21 protein-coding genes are annotated in these 21,830 nt (G+C 71.6%); 7 read left to right on the top strand and 14 right to left on the bottom strand.

All coding sequences use genetic code 11. From position 1 onward, the window contains the following. Positions 1–52: 52 nt before the first annotated feature. The 6 genes from ACLJN9_RS26220 to pyrR are packed head-to-tail and all read right to left on the bottom strand — an operon-like array spanning position 53 to position 8,508. Positions 53–1,099, bottom strand: coding sequence for a quinone-dependent dihydroorotate dehydrogenase (locus ACLJN9_RS26220; protein ID WP_410814268.1), 1,047 nt, complete (start codon positions 1,097–1,099; stop codon positions 53–55). Beyond that, positions 1,096–4,443, bottom strand: coding sequence for a carbamoyl-phosphate synthase large subunit (gene carB / locus ACLJN9_RS26215; protein WP_410814267.1), 3,348 nt, complete (start codon positions 4,441–4,443; stop codon positions 1,096–1,098). Before carB ends, ACLJN9_RS26220 begins: the two co-directional genes overlap by 4 nt. Further along, positions 4,436–5,668 (bottom strand): glutamine-hydrolyzing carbamoyl-phosphate synthase small subunit, encoded by a 1,233-nt coding sequence (gene carA, locus ACLJN9_RS26210; RefSeq protein WP_410814266.1) that lies wholly within the window; start codon positions 5,666–5,668, stop codon positions 4,436–4,438. Before carA ends, carB begins: the two co-directional genes overlap by 8 nt. After that, positions 5,668–6,945: a dihydroorotase gene (locus ACLJN9_RS26205; protein ID WP_410814265.1), complete on the bottom strand. Its 1,278-nt coding sequence runs from the start codon at positions 6,943–6,945 to the stop codon at positions 5,668–5,670. Before ACLJN9_RS26205 ends, carA begins: the two co-directional genes overlap by 1 nt. Further along, positions 6,942–7,868: an aspartate carbamoyltransferase catalytic subunit gene (locus ACLJN9_RS26200; protein WP_410814264.1), complete on the bottom strand. Its 927-nt coding sequence runs from the start codon at positions 7,866–7,868 to the stop codon at positions 6,942–6,944. Before ACLJN9_RS26200 ends, ACLJN9_RS26205 begins: the two co-directional genes overlap by 4 nt. 55 nt (positions 7,869–7,923) lie before the next feature. Next, the gene (gene pyrR / locus ACLJN9_RS26195; RefSeq protein WP_410814263.1) at positions 7,924–8,508 is read right to left on the bottom strand and encodes a bifunctional pyr operon transcriptional regulator/uracil phosphoribosyltransferase PyrR; all 585 of its coding nucleotides are present in this window, start codon (positions 8,506–8,508) and stop codon (positions 7,924–7,926) included. A gap of 288 nt (positions 8,509–8,796) precedes the next feature. Between pyrR and ACLJN9_RS26190 the strand changes: the two genes are divergently transcribed. Further along, complete coding sequence (locus ACLJN9_RS26190) at positions 8,797–9,285, top strand: transcriptional regulator (protein WP_007458348.1); 489 nt, start codon at positions 8,797–8,799, stop codon at positions 9,283–9,285. A 95-nt stretch (positions 9,286–9,380) separates the two neighbouring features. Here ACLJN9_RS26190 and nusB read toward each other — a convergent pair whose 3' ends face one another. The 5 genes from nusB to ACLJN9_RS26165 form a co-directional block, all read right to left on the bottom strand. Then, positions 9,381–9,791, bottom strand: a complete 411-nt coding sequence (gene nusB / locus ACLJN9_RS26185) for a transcription antitermination factor NusB (RefSeq protein WP_410814332.1) — start codon at positions 9,789–9,791, stop codon at positions 9,381–9,383. Positions 9,792–9,814: 23 nt separating this feature from the next. Continuing rightward, positions 9,815–10,372 carry an elongation factor P gene (efp, locus tag ACLJN9_RS26180; protein ID WP_410814262.1) on the bottom strand — a complete coding sequence of 186 codons (558 nt, stop codon included), beginning with the start codon at positions 10,370–10,372 and terminating at the stop codon, positions 9,815–9,817. Between the two features lie 438 nt (positions 10,373–10,810). Next, positions 10,811–11,242 carry a type II 3-dehydroquinate dehydratase gene (gene aroQ, locus ACLJN9_RS26175; protein ID WP_410814261.1) on the bottom strand — a complete coding sequence of 144 codons (432 nt, stop codon included), beginning with the start codon at positions 11,240–11,242 and terminating at the stop codon, positions 10,811–10,813. Then, on the bottom strand, positions 11,239–12,318 hold the full coding sequence (gene aroB / locus ACLJN9_RS26170) for a 3-dehydroquinate synthase (protein WP_410814260.1): 1,080 nt from the start codon (positions 12,316–12,318) through the stop codon (positions 11,239–11,241). Before aroB ends, aroQ begins: the two co-directional genes overlap by 4 nt. Before the next feature lie 10 nt (positions 12,319–12,328). Further along, complete coding sequence (locus tag ACLJN9_RS26165) at positions 12,329–13,327, bottom strand: helix-turn-helix transcriptional regulator (protein ID WP_410814259.1); 999 nt, start codon at positions 13,325–13,327, stop codon at positions 12,329–12,331. An 81-nt stretch (positions 13,328–13,408) separates the two neighbouring features. Between ACLJN9_RS26165 and ACLJN9_RS26160 the strand changes: the two genes are divergently transcribed. Next, positions 13,409–14,137: an alpha/beta fold hydrolase gene (locus ACLJN9_RS26160; protein ID WP_410814258.1), complete on the top strand. Its 729-nt coding sequence runs from the start codon at positions 13,409–13,411 to the stop codon at positions 14,135–14,137. A 40-nt stretch (positions 14,138–14,177) separates the two neighbouring features. Here ACLJN9_RS26160 and ACLJN9_RS26155 read toward each other — a convergent pair whose 3' ends face one another. The 3 genes from ACLJN9_RS26155 to ACLJN9_RS26145 all read right to left on the bottom strand — a co-directional run bounded on the left by ACLJN9_RS26155 (position 14,178) and on the right by ACLJN9_RS26145 (position 16,572). Further along, positions 14,178–14,681 (bottom strand): shikimate kinase, encoded by a 504-nt coding sequence (locus ACLJN9_RS26155; RefSeq protein WP_410814257.1) that lies wholly within the window; start codon positions 14,679–14,681, stop codon positions 14,178–14,180. Next, positions 14,681–15,859, bottom strand: a complete 1,179-nt coding sequence (gene aroC, locus ACLJN9_RS26150; protein WP_410814256.1) for a chorismate synthase — start codon at positions 15,857–15,859, stop codon at positions 14,681–14,683. Before aroC ends, ACLJN9_RS26155 begins: the two co-directional genes overlap by 1 nt. Positions 15,860–15,954: 95 nt before the next feature. Then, the gene (locus ACLJN9_RS26145) at positions 15,955–16,572 is read right to left on the bottom strand and encodes a DapH/DapD/GlmU-related protein (RefSeq protein ID WP_410814255.1); all 618 of its coding nucleotides are present in this window, start codon (positions 16,570–16,572) and stop codon (positions 15,955–15,957) included. Positions 16,573–16,815: 243 nt separating this feature from the next. Between ACLJN9_RS26145 and ACLJN9_RS26140 the strand changes: the two genes are divergently transcribed. The 5 genes from ACLJN9_RS26140 to ACLJN9_RS26120 are packed head-to-tail and all read left to right on the top strand — an operon-like array spanning position 16,816 to position 21,827. Further along, a complete protein-coding gene (locus tag ACLJN9_RS26140) occupies positions 16,816–17,889 on the top strand; it encodes a Gfo/Idh/MocA family protein (RefSeq protein WP_410814254.1) in 1,074 nt (357 codons plus the stop codon). Further along, the gene (locus ACLJN9_RS26135; RefSeq protein ID WP_410814253.1) at positions 17,886–18,884 is read left to right on the top strand and encodes an NAD-dependent epimerase/dehydratase family protein; all 999 of its coding nucleotides are present in this window, start codon (positions 17,886–17,888) and stop codon (positions 18,882–18,884) included. Before ACLJN9_RS26140 ends, ACLJN9_RS26135 begins: the two co-directional genes overlap by 4 nt. Then, positions 18,881–20,029 (top strand): DegT/DnrJ/EryC1/StrS family aminotransferase, encoded by a 1,149-nt coding sequence (locus ACLJN9_RS26130; RefSeq protein ID WP_410814252.1) that lies wholly within the window; start codon positions 18,881–18,883, stop codon positions 20,027–20,029. Before ACLJN9_RS26135 ends, ACLJN9_RS26130 begins: the two co-directional genes overlap by 4 nt. Continuing rightward, positions 20,026–20,709, top strand: coding sequence for an acetyltransferase (locus ACLJN9_RS26125; protein WP_410814251.1), 684 nt, complete (start codon positions 20,026–20,028; stop codon positions 20,707–20,709). Before ACLJN9_RS26130 ends, ACLJN9_RS26125 begins: the two co-directional genes overlap by 4 nt. Continuing rightward, a complete protein-coding gene (locus ACLJN9_RS26120) occupies positions 20,706–21,827 on the top strand; it encodes a DegT/DnrJ/EryC1/StrS family aminotransferase (protein ID WP_410814250.1) in 1,122 nt (373 codons plus the stop codon). Before ACLJN9_RS26125 ends, ACLJN9_RS26120 begins: the two co-directional genes overlap by 4 nt. Positions 21,828–21,830 lie beyond the last annotated feature (3 nt).

The following is a 21,830-nucleotide window of genomic DNA, read 5'->3' as shown; positions in this document are numbered from 1 at the left end:
CCGCGCCAGGCCGGCACCGGGCCAGCAGCTCGCCAGCACCGGGCCGGGGCTGTCACCGGCCGGCGACCGGATCCGGTGCCACGGTTGCGGCCGTCGCGCGGGCGGCGGCGCGAACCAGGGCCGGACCCCGGTAGATGAAGCCGGTGTAGAGCTGCACCAGGGAGGCGCCGGCGTCGAACATCCGCGCCGCGTCGTCCGGGTCGAGCACCCCGCCGACGCCGACGATCGGTAGCCGGCCGCCGGTCTCCCGGTGCACGAAGGCGACCACCCCCCGGGCCCGTGCGGTCAGTGGCCGGCCGGACAGGCCGCCGGCCTGGGCGCCGCGCTCGGCGTCCACCGCGGCCAGCCCGTCGCGGTCCAGGGTGGTGTTGGTGGCGATCACCCCCGCCGCACCCCGGGCCAGGCAGACCTCCAACAGCTCGGCGATCGCCGCCTCGGTCAGATCAGGGGCGATCTTGACCAGCACCGGCGTCTCCCCGACCAGCGCGGCGAGCAACGCATCCAGGTGTTCGCGGTCCTGCAACGCCCGCAGCCCGGGTGTGTTCGGTGAGGAGACGTTCACCGCGAAGTAGTCGCCGTGCCCGCGCAGCGCCCGGTACGAGGCGAGGTAGTCCTCGACCGCCTCGTCGAGAGGTGTCACCTTGGACTTGCCGAGCGAGATGCCCAGCGGCACCCCGAGTGGGCGCGGCAGCGCCGCCAGCCGGGCGGCCAGCGCGGCGGCCCCGGCGTTGTTGAAGCCCATCCGGTTGACCACCGCCTCGCTGGTCGGCAGTCGGAACAGCCGCGGCCGGGGGTTGCCCGGCTGGGCGTGCGCGGTGACCGTGCCGACCTCGACGAAGCCGAAGCCGAGCGCCGGCCACGCCGGCAGCGCCGCGCCGTCCTTGTCCATGCCGGCCGCCAGACCGACCGGGTTGGGAAACCGCACGCCGAACACCGTGCGCGGTGCCTGGACCGCGTACCTGGCCCGCAGTGCCGCCAACGCGGCCGGCCGCCGCGACAGGGCGGACAACCGCCGCAGCGTCCACTCGTGCGCGGCCTCGGCATCGCCGTTGCCGATCCGGAACAACCAGGGCCGTACCGCCCGCTCGAACACGGTCACTGGGCGGCCCGGAGGGTGGCGTGCAGGTCCTGCAGTGGACGGACCTGCATGTCGCCACGCATCCGCGCCTCGATGCCCATCACCGCCGCGGCCGCGCCGGGGACCGTGGTGATGCAGGGAATGTCGGCGGTCACCGCCGCGCTGCGAATCTCGTAGCCGTCCGAGCGGGCGCTCGCACCCGAACCCTGCGGTGTGTTGATCACCAGTGCCACGTCGCCGCCGAGGATCAGCGACACCGCGTCGTCCCCCTCACCGGCCTGGTAGTGCTTGCGGATCTGTTCGCAGGCGATGCCGTGCCGACGCAGCACCTCGGCGGTGCCGGTGGTCGCCACGATCTCGAAGCCCAGATCGGCCAGACGCTTGATCGGAAAGATCATGCCGCGCTTGTCCCGGTTGGCCACCGAGACGAAGATCTTTCCGCTGGTCGGCAGCGAGCCGTACGCGGCCGACTGGCTCTTGGCGAAGGCGTGCCCGAAGTTGGTGTCGATGCCCATCACCTCGCCGGTCGACTTCATCTCCGGCCCGAGCAGCGAGTCGATCCCCTTGCCGGAGCGGGTGCGGAAACGCTTGAACGGCAGCACCGCCTCCTTGACCGCGATCGGCGCGTCGGCGGGCATCGTGCCGCCGTCCCCTGTGGACGGGAGCAGACCCTCGGCGCGCAGCTCGGCGATGGTCGCCCCGAGCGCGATCCGGGCCGCGGCCTTGGCCAGCGGCACCGCGGTCGCCTTGGAGACGAACGGTACGGTCCGCGACGCCCGCGGGTTGGCCTCCAGCACGTAGAGCACGTCGTCCTTGAGGGCGTACTGCACATTGAGCAGGCCGCGGACGCCGACGCCGCGGGCGATCGCCTCGGTGTAGCGACGGACCTCGGCCAGGTGCGAGCCCGCGAGGGTGATCGGCGGCAACGCGCAGGACGAGTCGCCGGAGTGGATGCCGGCCTCCTCGATGTGCTCCATCACCCCGCCGAGATAGACCTCACCGTCGGCGTCGCACAGCGCGTCCACGTCGATCTCGATGGCGTCGTCCAGGAACCGGTCCACCAGCACCGGATGGTCTCCGGAGATGTCGGTGGCCCGGCCGATGTAGTCGCGCAGTGTCGGGTCGTCATAGACGATCTCCATGCCCCGCCCGCCCAGCACGTACGACGGCCGGACCAACACCGGGTAGCCGATCTCGTCGGCGATCGTCTTGGCCTCGTCGTAGGAGGTGGCCATGCCGTGCGCCGGCGCGCGCAACCCGGCCCGTGCGAGCACCGCACCGAACGCGCCGCGCTCCTCGGCGAGGTGGATCGACTCCGGGGAGGTGCCGACGACCGGTACGCCAGCGTTCTTGAGCCGTTGCGCCAACCCCAGCGGGGTCTGCCCGCCCAGCTGCACGATCACGCCGACCACGCCCGGTCCGCCGGCCGCGCGGCCCGAGGACTCCTCCGCGTGCCAGACCTCCAGCACGTCCTCGAAGGTCAGCGGCTCGAAGTAGAGCCGGTCGGCGGTGTCGTAGTCGGTGGAGACCGTCTCCGGGTTGCAGTTGACCATGACCGTCTCGTAGCCGGCCGACCGCAACGCCTGAACGGCGTGCACGCACGAGTAGTCGAACTCGATGCCCTGCCCGATCCGGTTCGGACCGGACCCCAGGATCAGCACCTTCGGCCGGTCCGAGGGCAGGACCTCGGTCTCGGAGTCGTAGGTGGAGTAGTGGTAGGGCGTCGTCGCCTCGAACTCGGCCGCGCAGGTGTCCACCGTCTTGTAGACCGGGCGCACGTCGAGGCGGTGCCGCAGGGTCCGTACGCCGTCCTCGGCGGCCAACTCCGGGCGCAGCGCGGCGAGCTGCCGGTCGGACAGGCCGGCCCGCTTGGCCCAGCGCAGCAGCTCGGCGTCGAGCACCGGCGCGTCCACGATCTCCGCGCGCAGCTCGACCAGTGCGGCGATCTGGTCCAGGAACCACGGGTCGATCCCGCCGGAGGCCTCGCTGACCTCGGCGATCGACGCGCCGAGACGCAGCGCCCGCTCCACGGTGTACAGCCGGCCGTCGTGCGGGATCCGCAGCGCGGCGAGAGTGTCCGCGAGCGTGACGCCCGCCGGGTCGGGCTGCGTCCAGAAGCCCGCTGATTTGGTCTCCATCGAGCGCATCGCCTTGTTCAGCGCCTCGGTGAAGTTACGCCCGAGGCTCATCGCCTCGCCCACCGACTTCATCGTGGTGGTCAGCTCCGGGTCGGCCCCGGGGAACTTCTCGAACGCGAACCGCGGGATCTTCACCACCACGTAGTCCAGGGTCGGCTCGAAGGCCGCCGGGGTCTTCAACGTGATGTCGTTGGGGATCTCGTCGAGGGTGTAGCCGATGGCCAGCTTCGCGGCGATCTTCGCGATCGGGAAGCCGGTCGCCTTGGAGGCCAGCGCCGAGGACCGCGACACCCGCGGGTTCATCTCGATCACGACGATCCGGCCGTCGACCGGGTTGACCGCGAACTGGATATTGCAGCCGCCGGTGTCCACGCCGACCTCGCGCAGCACCGCGATGCCCAGGTCACGCAGGTGTTGGTACTCCCGGTCGGTGAGCGTCATGGCCGGTGCCACGGTGACGCTGTCGCCGGTGTGCACGCCCATCGGGTCGATGTTCTCGATCGAGCAGACCACCACCACGTTGTCGTGCCGGTCGCGCATCAGCTCGAGCTCGTACTCCTTCCAGCCGAGCACGCTCTCCTCAATGAGCACCTCGTGCACCGGGCTGGCGGACAGGCCGTCGCCGGCGATGCGGGCCAGGTCCTCCGGGGTGTGCGCCATGCCGGAGCCCAGCCCACCCATGGTGAACGACGGCCGGATCACCACCGGCAGGCCCAGCTCGACGACGGTCGCCTCGACCTCGTCCATCGAGTGGCAGACGCGCGAGCGGGGCACCAACCCGGCCGGGTCGTCCACGCCGAGGCGGACACCGGCCTTGGCCACGATCTCCTTGAACAGCTGGCGGTCCTCGCCCCGGTTGATCGCGTCGATGTTCGCGCCGATCAGCTCCACGCCGTACTTCTCCAGCACGCCCGCGGAGTGCAGGGCGACCGCGGTGTTCAGCGCGGTCTGCCCGCCGAGCGTGGCCAGGATCGCGTCCGGCCGTTCCTTGGCGATCACCAGCTCCACGAACTCCGGGGTGATCGGCTCGACGTAGGTGGCGTCGGCGAACTCCGGGTCCGTCATGATCGTCGCCGGGTTGGAGTTGACCAGGCTGACCCGGATCCCCTCGCTGCGCAGCACCTGGCAGGCCTGCGTACCGGAATAGTCGAACTCGCAGGCCTGCCCGATCACGATCGGCCCGGAGCCGATCACCAGGATGTGCTTGAGATCGGTCCGCTTAGGCATTGCTGCGCCCCTTGCTGTCGGTCCGGCCTTCGCTCTGCCGCCGGTCGAGGGCGCCAACGCCCTCGATCAGCTCGGCGAAACGGTCGAAGAGGTAGTCCGCGTCGTGCGGGCCGGCCGCCGCCTCCGGGTGGTACTGGACGGTGAAGGCCGGCACGTCCACCGCCCGCAGCCCCTCGACCACGTTGTCGTTGAGGCAGACGTGCGACACCCGTACGCCGCCGAAGTCGGTGTCGATCACCTGGTCGGGGACCACCGCACCGTCACCCGCGCCAGGTGCCTGCACGGCGCCGAGCCGCTGTCCGCGGCCCGACACGTCGACCGCGAAGCCGTGGTTGTGGCTGGTCACCTCCACCTTGCCGGTGGCCCGGTCGAGCACCGGCTGGTTGATGCCCCGGTGGCCGTAGCCCAGCTTGTAGGTGCCGAAGCCGAGCGCGCGGCCGAGGATCTGACTGCCGAAGCAGATGCCGAACAGCGGCACCCGCCGCTGCAGCGCCTCGCGGGCCAGCGCCACCGGCCGGTCGGCGGTCGCCGGGTCACCGGGGCCGGGCGACAGGAAGATCGCGTCGGCGCCCGTCGCGAGCAGTTCCTCGATGCTCGAGGAGGCCGGAAGTACGTGGGTGGTCACTCCGCGCACGGCGAGCCGACGCGGCACGTTGCGCTTGATGCCCAGGTCGAGCGCCGCCACGGTGAACCGGTGCTCACCGACCGCCTCGACGACGTACGGCTCGGTGGTGGTCACCTCGGCAGAGAGGTCGGCGCCGGTCATCTGCGGCGACTGGCGCACCCGGGACAGCAGGCCGCGCGGATCGTCGTCGACGCTGGAGATGCCGACCCGCATGGCGCCCCGCTCGCGCAGGTGCCGGGTCAGCGCCCGGGTGTCCACGCCACTGATGCCCACCACACCCTCGGTGGCGAGCCGGTCCTCCAGGCCGCCGGTGGCCCGCCAGTTCGAGCCGATCCGGGCCGGGTCGCGCACCACGTACCCGGCCACCCAGATCCGGCCGGACTCGTCGTCCTCGCCGTTGACGCCGGTGTTGCCGATGTGCGGGGCGGTCTGCACGACCACCTGACGGTGGTACGACGGGTCGGTGAGGGTCTCCTGGTAGCCGGTCATGCCGGTGTTGAAGACCGCCTCGCCGAAGGTCTCCCCGACGCTGCCGTACGCCTCGCCGGAGAACGTGCGCCCATCCTCGAGCACGAGGATCGCGGGCCTGCGCTTGACCATTACTTGACTGCCTTTCCGTCCAGGACCGTCGGCTCGCCGCGCAGGAAGGTCGCCACGATGCGACCCGGCAGCGTCATGCGGGCGTACGGGGTGTTGCGACTGCGACTGGCCAGCTCCGCCGGATCGATGGTGCGGCGGGCGGCCGGGTCGACCAGGGTCAGGTTGGCGGGCACGCCGGGCGCCGGGTCGACGCCGTGCCCGGTCAGCCCGGCGATCCGGGCGGGGGTACGCGACATCCGCTCGGCGATCAGGTCCCACTCGGGGCCGAGCACGTCGAGCGCGATGGACAGGGCCGTCTCCAGGCCGAGCATCCCCGGCCGGGCGTACGCCCACTCGCACTCCTTGTCCTCCACGGCGTGCGGGGCGTGGTCGGTGGCGATCACGTCGAGCACGCCGTCGGCGAGCGCGGCACGCAGTGCGGCGACGTCAGCGGCGGTGCGCAACGGCGGGTTGACCTTGAAAACGGGGTCGTAGCTCTCCGCGCGCGCGTCGGTGAGCAGGAGGTGGTGCGGCGTGACCTCGGCGGTGACGCGTACCCCGCGGGCCTTGGCCTGGCGCAGCACCTCGACGCTGCCGGCGGTGGAGACGTGGCAGACGTGCAGACGGCCGCCCACGTGCTCAGTGAGCAGCACGTCGCGGGCGATGATCGCCTCCTCGGCGACCGCCGGCCAGCCGATCAACCCGAGCCGCGTGGAGACCTCGCCCTCGTGCATCTGTGCGCCCTCGGTGAGTCGGGGCTCCTCGGCGTGCTGGGCGATGATTCCGTCGAACGCCTTGACGTACTCCAGGGCCCGGCGCATCAGCTTCGGGTCGGCGACGCAGTGCCCGTCGTCGGAGAAGATCCGCACCCGTGCCGCGGAGTCGGCCATCGCGCCCAACTCGGCCAGGCGCTCGCCGGCCAGCCCGACGGTGACCGCGCCGATCGGCTGCACGTCGACCAGCCCGGCCTCCCTGCCGAGCCGCCAGACCTGCTCGACCACACCTGCGGTGTCCGCGACCGGTGAGGTGTTGGCCATCGCACAGACCGCCGTGTAACCGCCCATCGCCGCCGCGCGGGAGCCGGACTCCACGGTCTCGGCGTCCTCCCGACCGGGCTCGCGCAGATGGGTGTGCAGGTCGACCAGGCCGGGCAGGGCGACCAGCCCGGTGCCGTCAACGACTCCCGCGTCCGGTGCGGACAGCCCCGGGCCGACCTCGGCGACCACGCCGTCGCGGATCAGCAGGTCGGTCGGCGCCGAGCCGACGACACTCACGCTGGTGATCAGGTACGCGGTCACCGGTTGTTCCCTCCGAGCAGCAGGTACAGGACGGCCATCCGCACGGAGACCCCGTTGGCGACCTGTTCGACGATGGTGGAGCGGGGTGAGTCGGCCACCTCGGGGGTGATCTCCATCCCCCGGTTCATCGGGCCGGGATGCATGACGATCGCGTGCGCGGGCAGCCGACGCATCCGTGGCCCGTCCAACCCGTAGCGGCGGGCGTACTCGCGCGCGGAGGGGAAGTAGGAGTCGTTCATCCGTTCCCGCTGCACCCGCAGCATCATCACGACGTCGACGTTGGGCAGCACGGAGTCGAGGTCGTAGGAGACGTCGGTGCCGGGCGCCAGCGCCGCCGCGATGTCCATCGGGATGAGCGTGGGTGGCCCGACCAGGGTGACCTTGGCGCCGAGGGTGGAGAGCAGCAGCACGTTGGAGCGCGCCACCCGGGAGTGCAGCACGTCCCCGACGACCGCGACCGACAGGCCGGCCAGCCGGCCCAGCCGGGCCCGCATGGTGTACGCGTCCAGCAGCGCCTGGGTGGGGTGTTCGTGGGTGCCGTCGCCGGCGTTGACGACCGAACCGTCGACCCAGTTGGCCAGCCGGTGCGGCGCGCCGGAGGCGGGGTGCCGGACGACCACCGCGTCGGCGCCCATGGCCTGCAGGGTCAGCGCGGTGTCCTTCAGGCTCTCGCCCTTGGTGACGCTGGACCCCTTCGCGGAAAAGTTGATCACGTCGGCGCTGAGTCGTTTCGCCGCCGCCTCGAAGGAGATCCGGGTGCGGGTCGAGTCCTCGTAGAAGAGGTTCACCACGGTCCGGCCGCGCAACGCGGGCAGCTTCTTGATCTCCCGGCCGGCGACCGAGGCCATCTCGGCGGCGGTGTCCAGGATCTCGGTGGCGGTGTCGGCGTCGAGGTCCCCACCGGAGAGCAGATGCTTGATCACTCTGCTGGCCCTTCGTTCGCGACTGCGGGGCTCCGCTGCGCTGCACTCCTCGCGCTCACTGGGTGGCACCCCCGTAGAGCTTGACCTCGTCGGCGCCGTCGGTCTCGGCAAGCGTCACCTTGACACTCTCGGCGAGCGAGGTCGGGATGTTCTTGCCCACGTAGTCGGCCCGGATCGGCAGCTCCCGGTGGCCGCGGTCGACCAGGACGGCGAGTTGGACCGATGCCGGGCGGCCCACGTCGTTGAGCGCGTCGAGCGCGGCCCGGACGGTGCGGCCGGAGAAGAGCACGTCGTCGACGAGGATGACCCGCTTGCCGTCGATACCGCCGGTGGGCAGCTGGGTCGGACCGATCGCACGGGTGGCGTGCCGGCGCAGGTCGTCGCGGTACAGCGTGATGTCGAGCACACCAACCGGGACGACGACGTCCTCGAAGGTGCTGATCCGCGCGGCGAGCCGCCGGGCGAGCGGGGTGCCCCGGGTGGGAATCCCGAGCAGCACCGTGTCGGCGGCGCCCTGGGTCTTCTCGAGGATCTGGTGGGCGATGCGGTCGACCACGCGTTGCACGTCGGCGCTGGCGAGGATCACCTTCACCGAGGGTTGTCGCGGTGGTGACGAACGGGCAGCCGATGGGTATGCCACGGCGGACCTCCTTCCCCGCCTCACGGGACGGGTCGTTAAAGGATGTCGGGCACCTCCGGCCGGCACGCGCGCGGACCTGCGCCGGGGCTTCACGCCACGTTACCAGTGGTCACCGGGCCGATGGACGGGGGCCGCTGACCATCGGATCAGGCCGATGGATCGGGGATAACTCCCCCGCTGCTCCCCAACGGTAAGGTCACGACCACTTGACCCGGTGTCGCATTCCCCGTACCGTCACGCTCCGTAGCGATCGACGGGAGAACCCCGAGCAGCACTGGGAGTGTCCGAATGCCCTCTGAATACGCCAAGTCGCTGGGCGCCCGCCTGCGCTCCATCCGCCAGCAGCAGGGTCTTTCCCTGCAGGGCGTGGAGGAGAAGTCGAACGGGCGGTGGAAGGCCGTGGTGGTCGGCTCGTACGAGCGTGGCGACCGGGCCGTGACGGTGTCCCGTCTGGCCGAGCTGGCTGAGTTCTACCGTGTTCCCGTCTCGGAGCTGCTGCCTGACGGCAGTGGGGTCCGGCACGAGCCCACCAGCAAGATCGTCCTGGACCTGGAGCGGCTCTACGACGAGGCCTCCGAGGACCTGGCCTACGTCGCCCGCTACGCCCGCGCCATCCAGCAGCAACGCGGTGACTACAACGGCCGGGTGCTCTCCATCCGCGCCGATGACCTGCGAGCGCTCGCGATCGTCTACGACGCCTCGCCGTCGGGTCTGATCGAGCGGCTCACCGAGCACGGTGTGCTGGTCGCCGACCCACGGGCGTTCTTCGCCTCCTGAGCTCCTCGATCCACCGAGAAGGGCCCGTGCCAGCCGGCACGGGCCCTTCTCGTGGTGCGGGTGCTCTCGTGGTGCGGGGTGCCGAGACGGTGCGCTCAGCGGGTGGCGTACTCGGCGATGCGGCCGAGGATGCCGTTGAGGAAGCGCGGCGAGTCGTCGGTGGACATCTGCCGGGCCAGCTCGACGGCCTCGCTGATCGCCACCGCGTCGTCGATCTCGTCGACGTAGAGCAACTCGTAGACCGCGATCCGGGCGAGGTTGCGGTCGACCACCGGCATGCGCTCCAGCGTCCACCCCTCGGCGTAGCTGGCGATCAGCTCGTCGATCCGGGTCAGGTGCTCGGCCACCCCTTCGATGAGGCCCACCGCGTAGCCGAGGTGCTCCGGTCGGGGCTGCTCGATCCGCTGCAGGTAGCCGGCGAGCACCTCGACCGGGGGCCGGTCCCGGAGGTCGGCCTCGTAGAGGACGTCCAGCGCCCGCTTGCGCGCCTTGCGGCGCGCCGGCATCTGCTGCTTGGGACCCTCAGCCATCAGGAGCGGCCGAGGTAACGGCCGTCACGCGTGTCGACCTTGATCTTCTCGCCGGTGGTGATGAAGAGCGGCACCTGCACGGTCGCGCCGGTCTCGACGGTGGCCGGCTTGTTGCCGCCGGTCGACCGGTCGCCCTGCAGGCCCGGCTCGGTGTAGGTGACCTCCAGCACAACGCTGGTGGGCAGCTCGATGTAGAGCGGGACATCCTCGTGCGTGGCGATGGTCGCCTCGGCCTCGGGGAGGAGGTAGTTGGCCGCCTCGCCGACGGTGCCGCCGGGAACGGTGATCTGGTCGAAGGTCTCCAGATCCATGAAGACGTAGTCCTCGCCGTCGGCGTACAAGTACTGCATCGTGCGCTTGTCCACGGTCGCGGTCTCGACCTTGGTGCCCGCGTTGAAGGTCTTGTCGACCACCTTCCCGGACAGCACGTTCTTCAGCGTGGTGCGCACGAACGCACCACCCTTACCGGGCTTGACGTGCTGGAACTCGACGACGGCCCAGAGCTCGCCGTCGAGGTTGAGTACCAGGCCGTTTTTGAGGTCGTTGGTGGAGGCCATTTCCTGCCTTGATCATCAATTGGCGGACAGACCCTACGAGTCTACTAGCTGCGCCGACACCTGCTTACCACCCTACTTCGGCGGAGGCCGGTGGCCGGGGCATCGATGCCCACGACAGTGACGGACCGTCACCTCCAGCTCGGCACCCGCCTCCCTGGCCGGCCCCTTTGCTCTGCTTCAACCGGCGCGACAGTCACGCACCGTGCCGGACTGGCAGCTGACCCGATTCGATACGAGACGCAAATCTGCAGTTCAACGCGCTGTTGCCTCCGTTGAAGCAGAGCAAAGGGTGCGACCGGGCCCTGTGCTCCACCCCGGGCGAGGGCCAACGGCGTGACGCTCGGCAACGGGAGTCAGCGATCACGTTCCGTGATCTATCAAGGCCGGCATGGACAGGCCGTGTGCGGCTCGGGGCATCGGACGCGCGACGGCCGGTGGTCAGACGCCTCGGGTGGCCAGATGGCGCAGAGCGAGGCGATAGCCGTCGATGCCGAGACCGCAGATCACCCCGGTCGCCACCGCGGACACCACCGAATGGTGTCGAAACTCCTCGCGGGCGTGGATGTTGGAGAGGTGCACCTCCACCAGCGGCCCCCGCAGCATGGCGCAGGCGTCCCGCACCGCGTACGAGTAGTGCGACCAGGCGGCCGGGTTGAGCACCACCGCCGCGCCCTCGTCCGCCGCCGTGTGCAGCCAGCCGAGCAGTTCGTGCTCGGCGTCGGTCTGTCGGACCGTCACCTCCAGCCCCACCTCCCGACCGGTGGCCTCGCAGAGCGCCACCAGGTCGGCATAGGTGCTCGCGCCGTACACGTCGGGCTCGCGGGTGCCCAGCCGGCCCAGATTCGGCCCGTTGAGGACGTAGACCTTCACCGGGCGCTCACCTCGCGGTAGGCGGCCTCCAGCAGCGCGTCGTCCGGACCCTCCAGCATGGCCGGGCGAGCCAGCCCGTCGAGCACCACGAAGCGCAGCCGACTGCCCCGGGCCTTCTTGTCCACCCGCATGGTGGCCAACAGCTGCGGCCAGGCGTCGGCCGGGTAGCTCACCGGCAGGCCCAGCGCGCTCAGCGTGACCCGGTGCCGGTCGGCGGTCGGCGCGTCCAGCCGCCCGGCGAGCCGGGCCAGCGCGGCCGCGTACACCAGACCGACGGCGACGGCGTGGCCGTGCCGCCAGCGGTAACCCTCGTTCTGCTCGATGGCGTGGGCGAGGGTGTGACCGTAGTTGAGCACCTCCCGCATGCCCGACTCGCGCAGGTCACCGGCGACCACGTCGGCCTTGACCCGGATCGCCCGCTCGATCAGCTCCCGGCTCACCTGCCCACGCGGGTCGGTGGCGGCCACCGGGTCACGCTCGACCAGATCCAGGATCGCCGGGTCGGCGATGAACCCGCACTTGACCACCTCGGCCAACCCGGCCGCCAGGTCGATCGCGGGCAGGCTGTCCAGCGTGGCCAGGTCGGCCAACACACCGACCGGCGGGTGGAACGCGCCCACCAGGTTCTTGCCGGCGGCCGTGTTGATGCCCGTCTTACCGCCCACCGCGGCGTCCACCATGCCCAGCAACGAGGTTGCCACCGGCACCCAGCGCACCCCGCGCAACCAGGAGGCCGCGACGAAGCCCGCCAGGTCGGTCACCGCGCCGCCGCCCACGCCGACCACCGCGTCGGTGCGGGTGAAGCCGGCCGCCCCGAGTCGGTCCCAACAGGCGGCGGCCACGTCGATGTGTTTGCCCGCCTCGGCGTCGGGCACCTCGATCGGCAGTGGCTCGACGCCGGCGGCGCGCAGTCGCTCGCCAACCGCGTCCGCGAGAGCCTTGAGCGGAGGCGCGTGCAGCACCGCCGCCCGGGTCGCGCCGGGCAGCAGGCCAGGCAGCGCGCCCAGCAGGTCACGTCCCACCAGCACGTCGTACGGCCGCTCGCCGCCGACCGGAATCCGGGTCACCTCGTCCATCGCCGGCAGCCTAGTCCAGCGGGCGACGCGATGCCGGTAGCTGTCCATCGGCTGGCCGGGCGGCCCAACCGGCCAGCTGGCGGGCGTGCTCGGCCACCGCGACGCGCAGCGCGTCCGGCTGCCGCACGGTGAAGGGGCAGCCCAGCCCGGCGAGCAGCGCGGCCATACCGGGCAGGCTGTCCGCCCGAGCCCGGAGCAGCACCCCGTCGGTGCTGGCGGTCAGCTCGGCCACGCTGGGCGGGATGCGGCGGCGGGCGGCCAACAGGTCGGTCTCCAGCACCACCTCCACCTCGTGGGTGTACGGCACACCGGCCAACGACCGGGTCACCCAGGCCACCGCCTCGAAGCCGTCCGGCACGGTGAACGTCGCGGCGCCGGTCGTCACGGACCCGATCCGGTCCAGCCGGAAGGTGCGAACCTCCCCGCGCCGGTGGTCGTGGCCGGTGACATACCAACGGCCGGCGTGGAAGACCAGCCCGTACGGGTCGAGCTCACGGTGCGACCGTTCGCCCCGCCAGGAGCGGTAGTCCACCGCCACCCGGTGCCGATGCCGGGCGGCCGAGGCCAGGGCGAGCAGCGTGCCCGACGTGGGTCCGCGCTCCGACTCCGTGCGACGCAGGGTGAAGCCGAGGTGGTCCTGGACGGCGGCGAGCCGATCGGCGAGCGGAGCCGGCAGCACCCGGCGGATCTTCGCCAGCGCGGTGGCGGTGGCCGGCTGCTCGGTGGCGAGCCCGACCCGTTCGGCGACGACCAGGCCGAGCAGCACGGCCACCGCCTCGTCGTCGGTGAGCATCAACGGCGGCAGCTTGTACCCGGAGTGCAGCCGGTAGCCGCCGTGGCGGCCCCGGTCGGCGGTGACGGGGATGCCCAGCTCGACCAGGGTGGCGGCGTACCGGCGCACGGTCCGCTCGTCCACCCCGAGCCGATCGGCGAGCTCGGCGGCCGTCGACCGGTGCCGGGCCTGCAGCAGCTCGAGCAGGGCCAGCACCCGACCGGCGGGATGCGACACGGGCCGCTCCTTCAAACCGGGCGGATTCTGTCCGGATTCGATCGTACGGTCTGTCGGTAACCGAGGGAAGAGGAGCGAAAGATGGCGACATTCGTGCTGGTGCCGGGGTTCTGGCTGGGTGCCTGGGCGTGGCGGGACGTGACCTCCTCGCTGCGGTCGCACGGGCACGACGTCTATCCGATGACGCTGACCGGGTTGGCCGACCGCGACCACCTCGCCACGCCGGAGGTCGACCTGGACACCCACACCACCGACATCGTGCGGCTGATCGAGGTCGAGGCCCTGCACGACGTGCTGCTGGTCGGGCATTCCGGCGGCGGGATGCCGGTGGCCCAGGCGGCGGACCGCATCCCGGACCGGATCGCCCGGGTCGTCTACGTGGAGAGCGGACCGTTGCCGGACGGCACCGCGCAGTTCGACACGGTGCCGCCGGAGGAGCAGCAGCGGCTGCGCGCCGCGATTGGCACCGGGCACCTGCTGCCCCCGCCCGCGTGGGATCCGACCGCCGACCCGACAAACCTGGCCGGCCTGGACGAGCCGACGTTGGCGCTGCTGCGCGCCCGGGCAACCCCGCAACCGCTGCGGACCGCCACCGACCCGGTACGACGCACCGGTGGACGCCCGGTGCCGACCGCGCTGGTCGCCAGCACCTTCCCGCTGACGGTGGTGCAGCAGATGATCGCCGAGGGGCACCCGTTCTTCACCGGCCTGGCCGGCGGTCGCCTGCACGAGCTGCCCACCGGGCACTGGCCGATGCTCAGCGAGCCGAAGGCCCTGGCCGACGTCCTCGACCTGATCGCCCGCGACTGAGATGGGCGCCCAGGGGGTCAGCTCCGGTGCCGGGCCGCCGTCAGCGGGGCAGCAACGCGGCGATCTCGGCGACGATGTCCTGCGGGGTCCGGCCGTCGGTGGGCACCGTGGCGGTGGCCACCTCGGTGTAGAGCGGCCGGCGCTGGTCCATCAGGTGCCTCAGGGTGGCGCGCGGGTTGATCGCGAGCAGCGGCCGCCCGGCGCCGAGCCCGACCCGCTTCACCGCGTCGGGCAGCTCGACCGAGAGGTGCACCACCCGGTGCCCCACCAGGGCGGCCCGGTTCTCCTCGGCCAGCACCGCACCGCCGCCGAGGGCGAGCACCCCCGGGCTGGCCGTCAGCGCGGCGGCGACCGCGGCGCGTTCGAGAGTACGGAAGTGCTCCTCACCCTCGTCGATGAAGATCTCCGGGATGGGCTTGCCCGCCATCTGCTCGATGTCGGTGTCGGTGTCGCGGAACTCCACCCCGAGGGCCTCGGCGAGCGCCCGCCCGACGGTGGTCTTGCCGCAACCGGGCGCGCCCACCAGCACGACGACCGGCGCCATCAGCGGATGACCAGCGCGTCGAGGTAGCCGGTCAGGTTGCGGCGCATCTCGGCGACCGAGTCCCCGCCGAACTTCTCGGTGGCGGCCTCGGCCAGCACCAGCGCGACCATCGCCTCGGCGACCACCGCCGCGGCGGGCACCGCGCAGACGTCCGAGCGCTGGTTGATCGCGGTGGCCGGCTCACCGGTGGCGACGTCCACGGTGGCCAGTGCCCGGTTCAACGACGAGATCGGCTTCATGGCGGCACGAACCCGCAACGGCTCACCGGTGGTGATGCCGCCCTCCAGCCCGCCGGCCCGGTCGGTGACCCGCCGGACACCGCTGGCCGACGGAATGATCTCGTCGTGCGCCTCGGAGCCACGGGACCGGGCCTGCTGCCACCCGTCGCCGATCTCCACACCCTTGATCGCCTGGATCGACATCAGCGCCGTCGCGAGCCGGGCGTCGAGCTTGCGGTCCCACTGCACGTGGCTGCCCAGCCCCGGCGGCACCCCGTACGCCAGCACCTCGACCACCCCGCCGAGAGTGTCGGCGGCCTTCTTCGCGGCGTCCACCTCGGCGACCATCAGGGCGCTCGCCTCCGGGTCGAGGCAGCGCAGCGGGTCGGCGTCGATCCGGGCGGCGTCCTCCGGGCGCGGGCGCAACCCGGGTTTCGCGGCCACCGGACCCAACTCGACGACGTGCGAGACGATCTCGATGCCGAGCGCCTGACGGATCAGCGCCTTGGCGACCGCACCGACGGCGACCCGGGCGGCGGTCTCCCGGGCGCTGGCCCGCTCCAGGATCGGCCGGGCGTCGGTGTGGCCGTACTTCTGCATGCCGGCCAGGTCGGCGTGGCCGGGCCGGGGTCGGGTCAGCGGGGCGTTACGGGCCTGCCGGGCCAACTCGTCGGGGTCGACCGGGTCGGCGGCCATCACCGTGAGCCACTTGGGCCACTCGGAATTGCCCACCCGGATCGCCACCGGGCTGCCCAGCGTGACGCCGTGCCGCAGGCCGCCGAGCGCCTCGACCTCGTCCCGCTCGAACGACATCCGGGCGCCACGGCCGTAGCCGAGCCGCCGACGGGCCAAGTCGTCGGCGATCTCGGTGGTGGTCACCTCGATACCGGCCGGCACCCCCTCCAGCAGCGCGACGAGGGCGGGACCGTGCGATTCACCTGCAGTCAACCAGCGCAACACAGCGGTCAGTCTGTCACGGCGGGCCACCGGCGCGGTGCGGTCCCTGCCGGGTCCCGCCCTGCGGACACGACCGGTGGACGAGACCCCCCCCGCACTCACACCTCCGTCAGTACGCCGGCCACTTCCAGGTAGTCACCGCCGGTGCGCGGACAGACGAACCGGCCGTCGCCCTTGGCGACCAGCGGCTCGCCTGCGCGGCCCACCCAGCCCACCCTGCGGGCCGGGACGCCGACCATGAGCGCGAAGTCGGGCACGTCCCTGGTGACGACGGCGCCCGCGGCGACCAACGCCCAACGGCCGACCGTCACGGGCGCCACGCAGACGGCACGAGCTCCGATCGCCGCGCCCTCTCCGACGACGACCCCCACCGCTGTCCAGTCGTCACCGCACTTGAGCCGGCCCTCCGGCGTCACCGCCCGCGGGTACTCGTCGTTGGTGAGTACCGCGGCGGGCCCCACGAAGACGCCGTCGCCCAGCACGGCAGGCTCGTAGACGAGACCGTAGTTCTGGACCTTCACGTTGTCGCCGAGGCGCACTCCCGGCCCGACATACGCGCCCCGGCCGATCACACAGTCGCGCCCGAGGCTGGCGTTCTCCCGCACCTGCGCGAGATGCCAGATCCTGGTGCCCGCCTGGATCGTTGCCCGTTCATCGACATCGGCACCGGGTGCGACGAACACGTCGTCCCGGTGCGGCTCCACAGAATCGGTCATCTCGTTCCCCGTCGCGAGTTTGGTGCCCCCACTGTAGGAATGAGCGCAGGCTGCCGGCCGCCGTTGAGGCGGCTGGTATTGCGCAACCCTCGGGTGGAAAGAACGCGACCGACAGCCGCCACGCGTGGGCCGAAGGTATCGGTTCCCGGCAGCAGCCCGCCGAAACCCGACACAGCGCTGTCGCGGCCGATCGCCGGCCGGTAGCTTCCCGGCCACGAACCGCCGTAGACGAAACGGATCTCCGTGACTCCTTCACCTGCCGCCTCCGACAGACCCATCGGCGTCGCCGTGATCGGCGCCGGCTACTGGGGTCCCAATCTGGTTCGCAACTTCCAAGGATCCACGGCATTCCGCCTGCGCTGGCTCTGCGACCTCGACGTCGAACGGGCCCGACGCGTCCTCGGGGACTACTCGACCGTGCAGGTCACCGACGACCTCGACACGGTGCTGGCCGATGACGCGGTAGAGGCCGTCGCAATCGCCACCCCGGCCGGCACCCACCTGCCGGTGGCATCGGCCGCGCTGCGCGCCGGCAAGCACGTGCTGGTGGAGAAGCCGCTCGCCGCCACGTACGACGAGGGCCGCCAACTCGTCGAGGAGGCCGACCGGCGCCGGCTCACCCTCATGTGCGACCACACCTACTGCTACACCCCGGCCGTCCTTCGCATCCGCGAGCTGCTGCACTCGGGCGATCTGGGCGAGCTGCACTACCTCGACTCGGTTCGCATCAATCTCGGTCTGGTCCAGCGTGACATCGACGTGATCTGGGATCTGGCGCCGCACGACCTGTCCATCCTGGATTTCGTGCTGCCGCCGGGCATCGTGCCGGTGGCCGTCGCCGCACACGGAGTCGACGGCATCGGCGCCGGCCGCAGTTGTGTCGCATACCTCACGCTTCGCCTCAACACCGGTGCGATCGCACACATCCACGTCAACTGGCTCTCACCCGTCAAGATCCGCACCACCATCATCGGTGGATCCAAGCGCACCCTGGTCTGGGACGACCTCAACCCCAGCCAGCGGCTGGCGATCTTCGACCGCGGCGTCGACGTGGCGACACCGGACGAGCTCGGCGCCGAGGAACGCCACGACATGCTGGTGTCCTACCGCTCGGGGGACATGGTGGCGCCGGCACTGACGGAGCGCGAGGCGCTGCGGACCATGGTCGAGGAGTACGCGCGCGCCATCCGCACCGGATCGCCCGCGCTCACCGACGGCCGATCCGGCCTACGGGTGCTGCAGATCCTGCAGGCAGCCTCGCACAGTCTCAGCACGGGCGGCGTGATGGTCGAACTGGAAGGAGAGTACGAACAATGAGTGCGGCGGTTTCGGTCAAGAATGCGCGTGCCCTGGTGACGGGCGGAGCCGGCACGATCGGCTCGCACGTGGTCGACCTGCTCGTGCGGGGCGGTGCCAGCGAGGTTGTCGTTCTCGACAACCTCGTACGCGGCCGGCGCGAGAACCTGACGTGGGCGCTGCGGGACGATCGGGTGCGCGTGGTGGAGGGGGACATCCGCGACGCCGACCTCGTCCGCAGGGTCAGCCGGGGCAGGGACCTGGTCTTCCACCTCGCCGCCATCCGGATCACGCAGTGCGCCGAGGAGCCGCGGCTGGCCAATGAGGTGCTCGTCGACGGCACGTTCAACGTGCTGGAGGCGGCAGCCGCCGAGGACGTCCGCAAGGTCGTCGCCTCGTCGTCGGCGTCGGTCTACGGCCTGGCCGAGCAGTTCCCCACCAGCGAACGGCACCACCCCTACAACAACGACACGTTCTACGGGGCCGCCAAGGCGTTCAACGAGGGCATGCTGCGCAGCTTCCACGGAATGTACGGGCTGGACTATGTGGCACTGCGGTACTTCAACGTGTACGGCCAACGGATGGACGTCCACGGGCTGTACACCGAGGTGCTGATCCGCTGGATGGAGCGCATCGACGCGGGCCTCCCCCCGCTGATCCTCGGCGACGGCACCCAGACGATGGACTTCGTCGACGTGGTCGACATCGCTCGCGCCAACATCCTGGCCGCCGAGTCGGCCCACACCGACGAGGTGTTCAACATCGCCAGTGGGGTCGAGACCAGCCTCGACGAGCTCGCCCGCACGCTTCTCTCGGTGATGAAGAGCGACCTGTCGCCCGAGTACGGCCCGGCGCGGAAGGTGAACGCGGTCACCCGGAGGCTCGCTGACACCTCCGCCGCCGCGCAGGCACTCGGCTTCCGGGCACAGATCAGCCTTCGGGAGGGCCTACAGGGCCTGGTCGAGTGGTGGCGCGCGGAGCAGCCCGCCCCCGGCGAGTCCCCGGAGGCGCGGTGACCATCGATGCGGCACGCCGCATCCCGGTGATGCTTCCCGCGCTCGGCGAGGAGGAGGCACTGGCCGCGGCCGACGCTGTCCGCTCGGGGTGGGTTGCCCAGGGTCCTCGGGTCGCGGCGTTCGAGGCCGCGTTCGCCGCCAGTGTCGGTGCGGCCCACGGCGTCGCCGTCAGCTCCTGCACCACGGCGTTGCACCTCGCGCTCGTCGCGGTCGGGGTGGAGCCCGGTGACGAGGTGATCGTCCCGTCGCTGTCGTTCATCGCCACCGCCAACGCGGTCCGCTACGTCCGAGCACGGCCGGTCTTCGCCGACGTGGACGTCGCCACCGGCAACGTCACGGTGGCGACGCTCGACGCGGTGCGCACGTCGCGCACCAGGGCCGTCATCGCCGTACACCAGGGCGGGGTGCCGGCTGAGGTGTCCGCGCTGCGGACCGCCGCCGACCGCTGGGGCGTCTCGCTGATCGAAGACGCGGCGTGCGCGGCGGGATCCACGGTGGAGGGTCGCCCGGTGGGCGCCGGGGCGTTGCTCGCGGCGTGGTCGTTTCACCCGCGAAAGCTCCTCACCACCGGCGAAGGCGGGATGCTCACCACCGACGACGCGGATTGGGCGGCGCGGCTGCGCCGGCTGCGCGAGCACGGGATGAACGTGTCGGCCGCGGACCGGCACGCGAGTGCCCAACCGATCCTCGAGGCGTACCTGGAGACGGGCTACAACTACCGGATGACCGACATCCAGGCCGCCATCGGCCTGGTCCAGCTCGGCAAACTTGGGGCGATCGTGGCGCAGCGCCGCAGCCTCGCCGCGCGGTACCACGAGTTGCTGGCCGACGTGCCAGGCGTGGTCGCGGTCCGCGATCCGGGGCACGGCCGCACCAACTTCCAGACCTTCTGGGTGCTGCTGACCGACGAGTTCGGCGTCGGGCGGGACGAGACCCTCGCCGCGCTCGCCGTCGCCGGGGTGTCCGCCCGGCGCGGCATCATGGCCTCGCACCTGGAGCCGGCGTACGCGGACGTCAACCCGGCCCCGCTGCCGGTGACCGAGCGGATCACGCGTGACTCGCTGGTCCTGCCCCTGCACCATGCGCTCACCGAGGACGACCAGCACCACATCGTCGGAACACTTCGTGGACTGATCCACCGATGACCATCGATCTGGTGATCGCCGGTGCCGGCGGACTGGCCCGGGAGACGGCGGCCACCGTCGCGGCGGTCAACGCCGTAGCGCCGACCTGGCGGCTACGTGGCTTTCTCGACGACGACCCGGCCCTGCACGGCGTGATCCGTGCCGGGTCGCCGGTGCTCGGCCCGCTGGACGCGATCGCCGATCTGCCCGACGCCGCCGTGGTGGTCTGCGTCGCCAACGCACGCAACCCCGGCGTCCGCGAGCAGGTGGTGCAGCGGCTGGGCCTGCCGCCAGCACGGTACGCGACCGTCGTGCACCCGTCGGCCGAGGTGCCCGCCAGCTGCACGGTCGGGCCGGGCTCGGTGCTGCTGGCCCAGGTCGTCCTGACCGCCGACGTCACGGTCGGCGCACACGTGGCCATCATGCCGCAGACCGTGCTCACCCACGACGACTTCGTCTCCGATCACGTCACGATCGCCTCGGGCGCGCGGGTCTCCGGTTCCGTGCGGATCGGGCGGGGCGCCTACCTGGGGGCGGGAGCGCTGATCCGCGAATCCCTCACCGTCGGCGCGAGGTCACTCATCGGCATGGGTTCGGTCGTGCTCAGCGACGTACCCCCCGACGAGGTGTGGGCCGGCAACCCGGCCCGGTTCCTTCGTCCTGTCCGTCAGCCAACTCTGCAGGGAGTGCTCCCACGATGATGGCGATTCCGTTGGTGGACCTGCAGGCTGCGCATGCCGAAGTGGCCGAGGAGGTCGCGGTCGGCTTCAAGCGGGTCCTGGCGGACACCGCCTTTGTCGGCGGCCCCGAGGTGGCCGCCTTCGAGCGCGAGTACGCGGCGTTCGCCGGGGTGGACCACTGCGTCGGAGTCGCCAACGGCACCGACGCGCTCGAGCTGGCGCTACGCGCCGTCGGCGTCGGACCGGGCGCCGAGGTGATCCTGCCCACGAACACCTTCATCGCCACCGCCGAGGCTGTCGCCCGAGCCGGCGCGCGACCGGTGCTGGTCGACTGCGATCCCGACTCGTACCTGATCGACGTCGACGCGGCGCTGGCCGCGATCACCGCGGCCACCCGGGCGATCATCCCGGTACACCTCTACGGGCAACTGGCACCGGTGGAGCGACTACGTGGCGGCCTGGCCGGGCGCGACATCGCCATCGTCGAGGACGCCGCGCAGTGCCAGGGCGCCACCCGGCACGGACGCGGCGCCGGTGTCGAGGGCATCGCCGCGACGAGCTTCTACCCCGGCAAGAACCTGGGGGCGTACGGCGACGCGGGTGCCGTGGTGACCGCCGACGCGGACGTCGCCACCATGGTCCGCACCCTCGGCAGCCACGGCGGCCTGGAGAAGTACGTGCACGACGTGATCGGCGTGAACAGCCGACTGGACGGCCTCCAGGCGGTCGTGCTCCGCGCCAAGCTGGCCCGGCTGGCCGACTGGAACGCGTTGCGGCGGGCTGCGGCAGCCCGGTACGACGCGCTGCTGGAGTCGGTCGACGTGATCCGCCCGGTGACCCTGCAGGGTAACGAGCACGTCTGGCACATCTACTGTCTCCGGATTCCCGGCGACGGCGCCCCGGCCCGCCGGGACCGGGTGCTGGCGCGACTCAACGCATCGGGCGTCGGGGCGGGGATCCACTACCCCGTGCCGGTGCACCGGACGACGGCCTTCGCCGGCCTCGGCTACCCGCAGGGTGCGTTCCCGCAAGCGGAGCGGATCGCACCCGAGCTGCTCTCGCTGCCGATCTACCCACAGATCACCGCCGACCAGCAGGAGTCCGTCGTCGCCGCGTTGACCGCCGCGCTGGCCGACTGAGAT

The sequence above is a fragment of the Micromonospora sp. 067-2 genome, from assembly GCF_046549295.1.
GTDB lineage: Bacteria > Actinomycetota > Actinomycetes > Mycobacteriales > Micromonosporaceae > Micromonospora.
This window is presented reverse-complemented; position numbering and strand designations above follow the sequence as displayed.

What these genes read in the sequence shown, in the direction of transcription:
- ACLJN9_RS26125 (WP_410814251.1), top strand. Translation starts at nt 20,026, where the DNA reads ATGACCATCGATCTGGTGATCGCCGGTGCCGGCGGACTGGCCCGGGAG.
- ACLJN9_RS26160 (WP_410814258.1), top strand. Translation starts at nt 13,409, where the DNA reads ATGGCGACATTCGTGCTGGTGCCGGGGTTCTGGCTGGGTGCCTGGGCG.
- aroB (WP_410814260.1), bottom strand. Translation starts at nt 12,318, where the DNA reads ATGGACGAGGTGACCCGGATTCCGGTCGGCGGCGAGCGGCCGTACGAC.
- carB (WP_410814267.1), bottom strand. Translation starts at nt 4,443, where the DNA reads ATGCCTAAGCGGACCGATCTCAAGCACATCCTGGTGATCGGCTCCGGG.
- ACLJN9_RS26190 (WP_007458348.1), top strand. Translation starts at nt 8,797, where the DNA reads ATGCCCTCTGAATACGCCAAGTCGCTGGGCGCCCGCCTGCGCTCCATC.
- ACLJN9_RS26120 (WP_410814250.1), top strand. Translation starts at nt 20,706, where the DNA reads ATGATGGCGATTCCGTTGGTGGACCTGCAGGCTGCGCATGCCGAAGTG.
- carA (WP_410814266.1), bottom strand. Translation starts at nt 5,668, where the DNA reads ATGGTCAAGCGCAGGCCCGCGATCCTCGTGCTCGAGGATGGGCGCACG.
- ACLJN9_RS26135 (WP_410814253.1), top strand. Translation starts at nt 17,886, where the DNA reads ATGAGTGCGGCGGTTTCGGTCAAGAATGCGCGTGCCCTGGTGACGGGC.
- ACLJN9_RS26155 (WP_410814257.1), bottom strand. Translation starts at nt 14,681, where the DNA reads ATGGCGCCGGTCGTCGTGCTGGTGGGCGCGCCCGGTTGCGGCAAGACC.
- nusB (WP_410814332.1), bottom strand. Translation starts at nt 9,791, where the DNA reads ATGCCGGCGCGCCGCAAGGCGCGCAAGCGGGCGCTGGACGTCCTCTAC.
- efp (WP_410814262.1), bottom strand. Translation starts at nt 10,372, where the DNA reads ATGGCCTCCACCAACGACCTCAAAAACGGCCTGGTACTCAACCTCGAC.
- ACLJN9_RS26145 (WP_410814255.1), bottom strand. Translation starts at nt 16,572, where the DNA reads ATGACCGATTCTGTGGAGCCGCACCGGGACGACGTGTTCGTCGCACCC.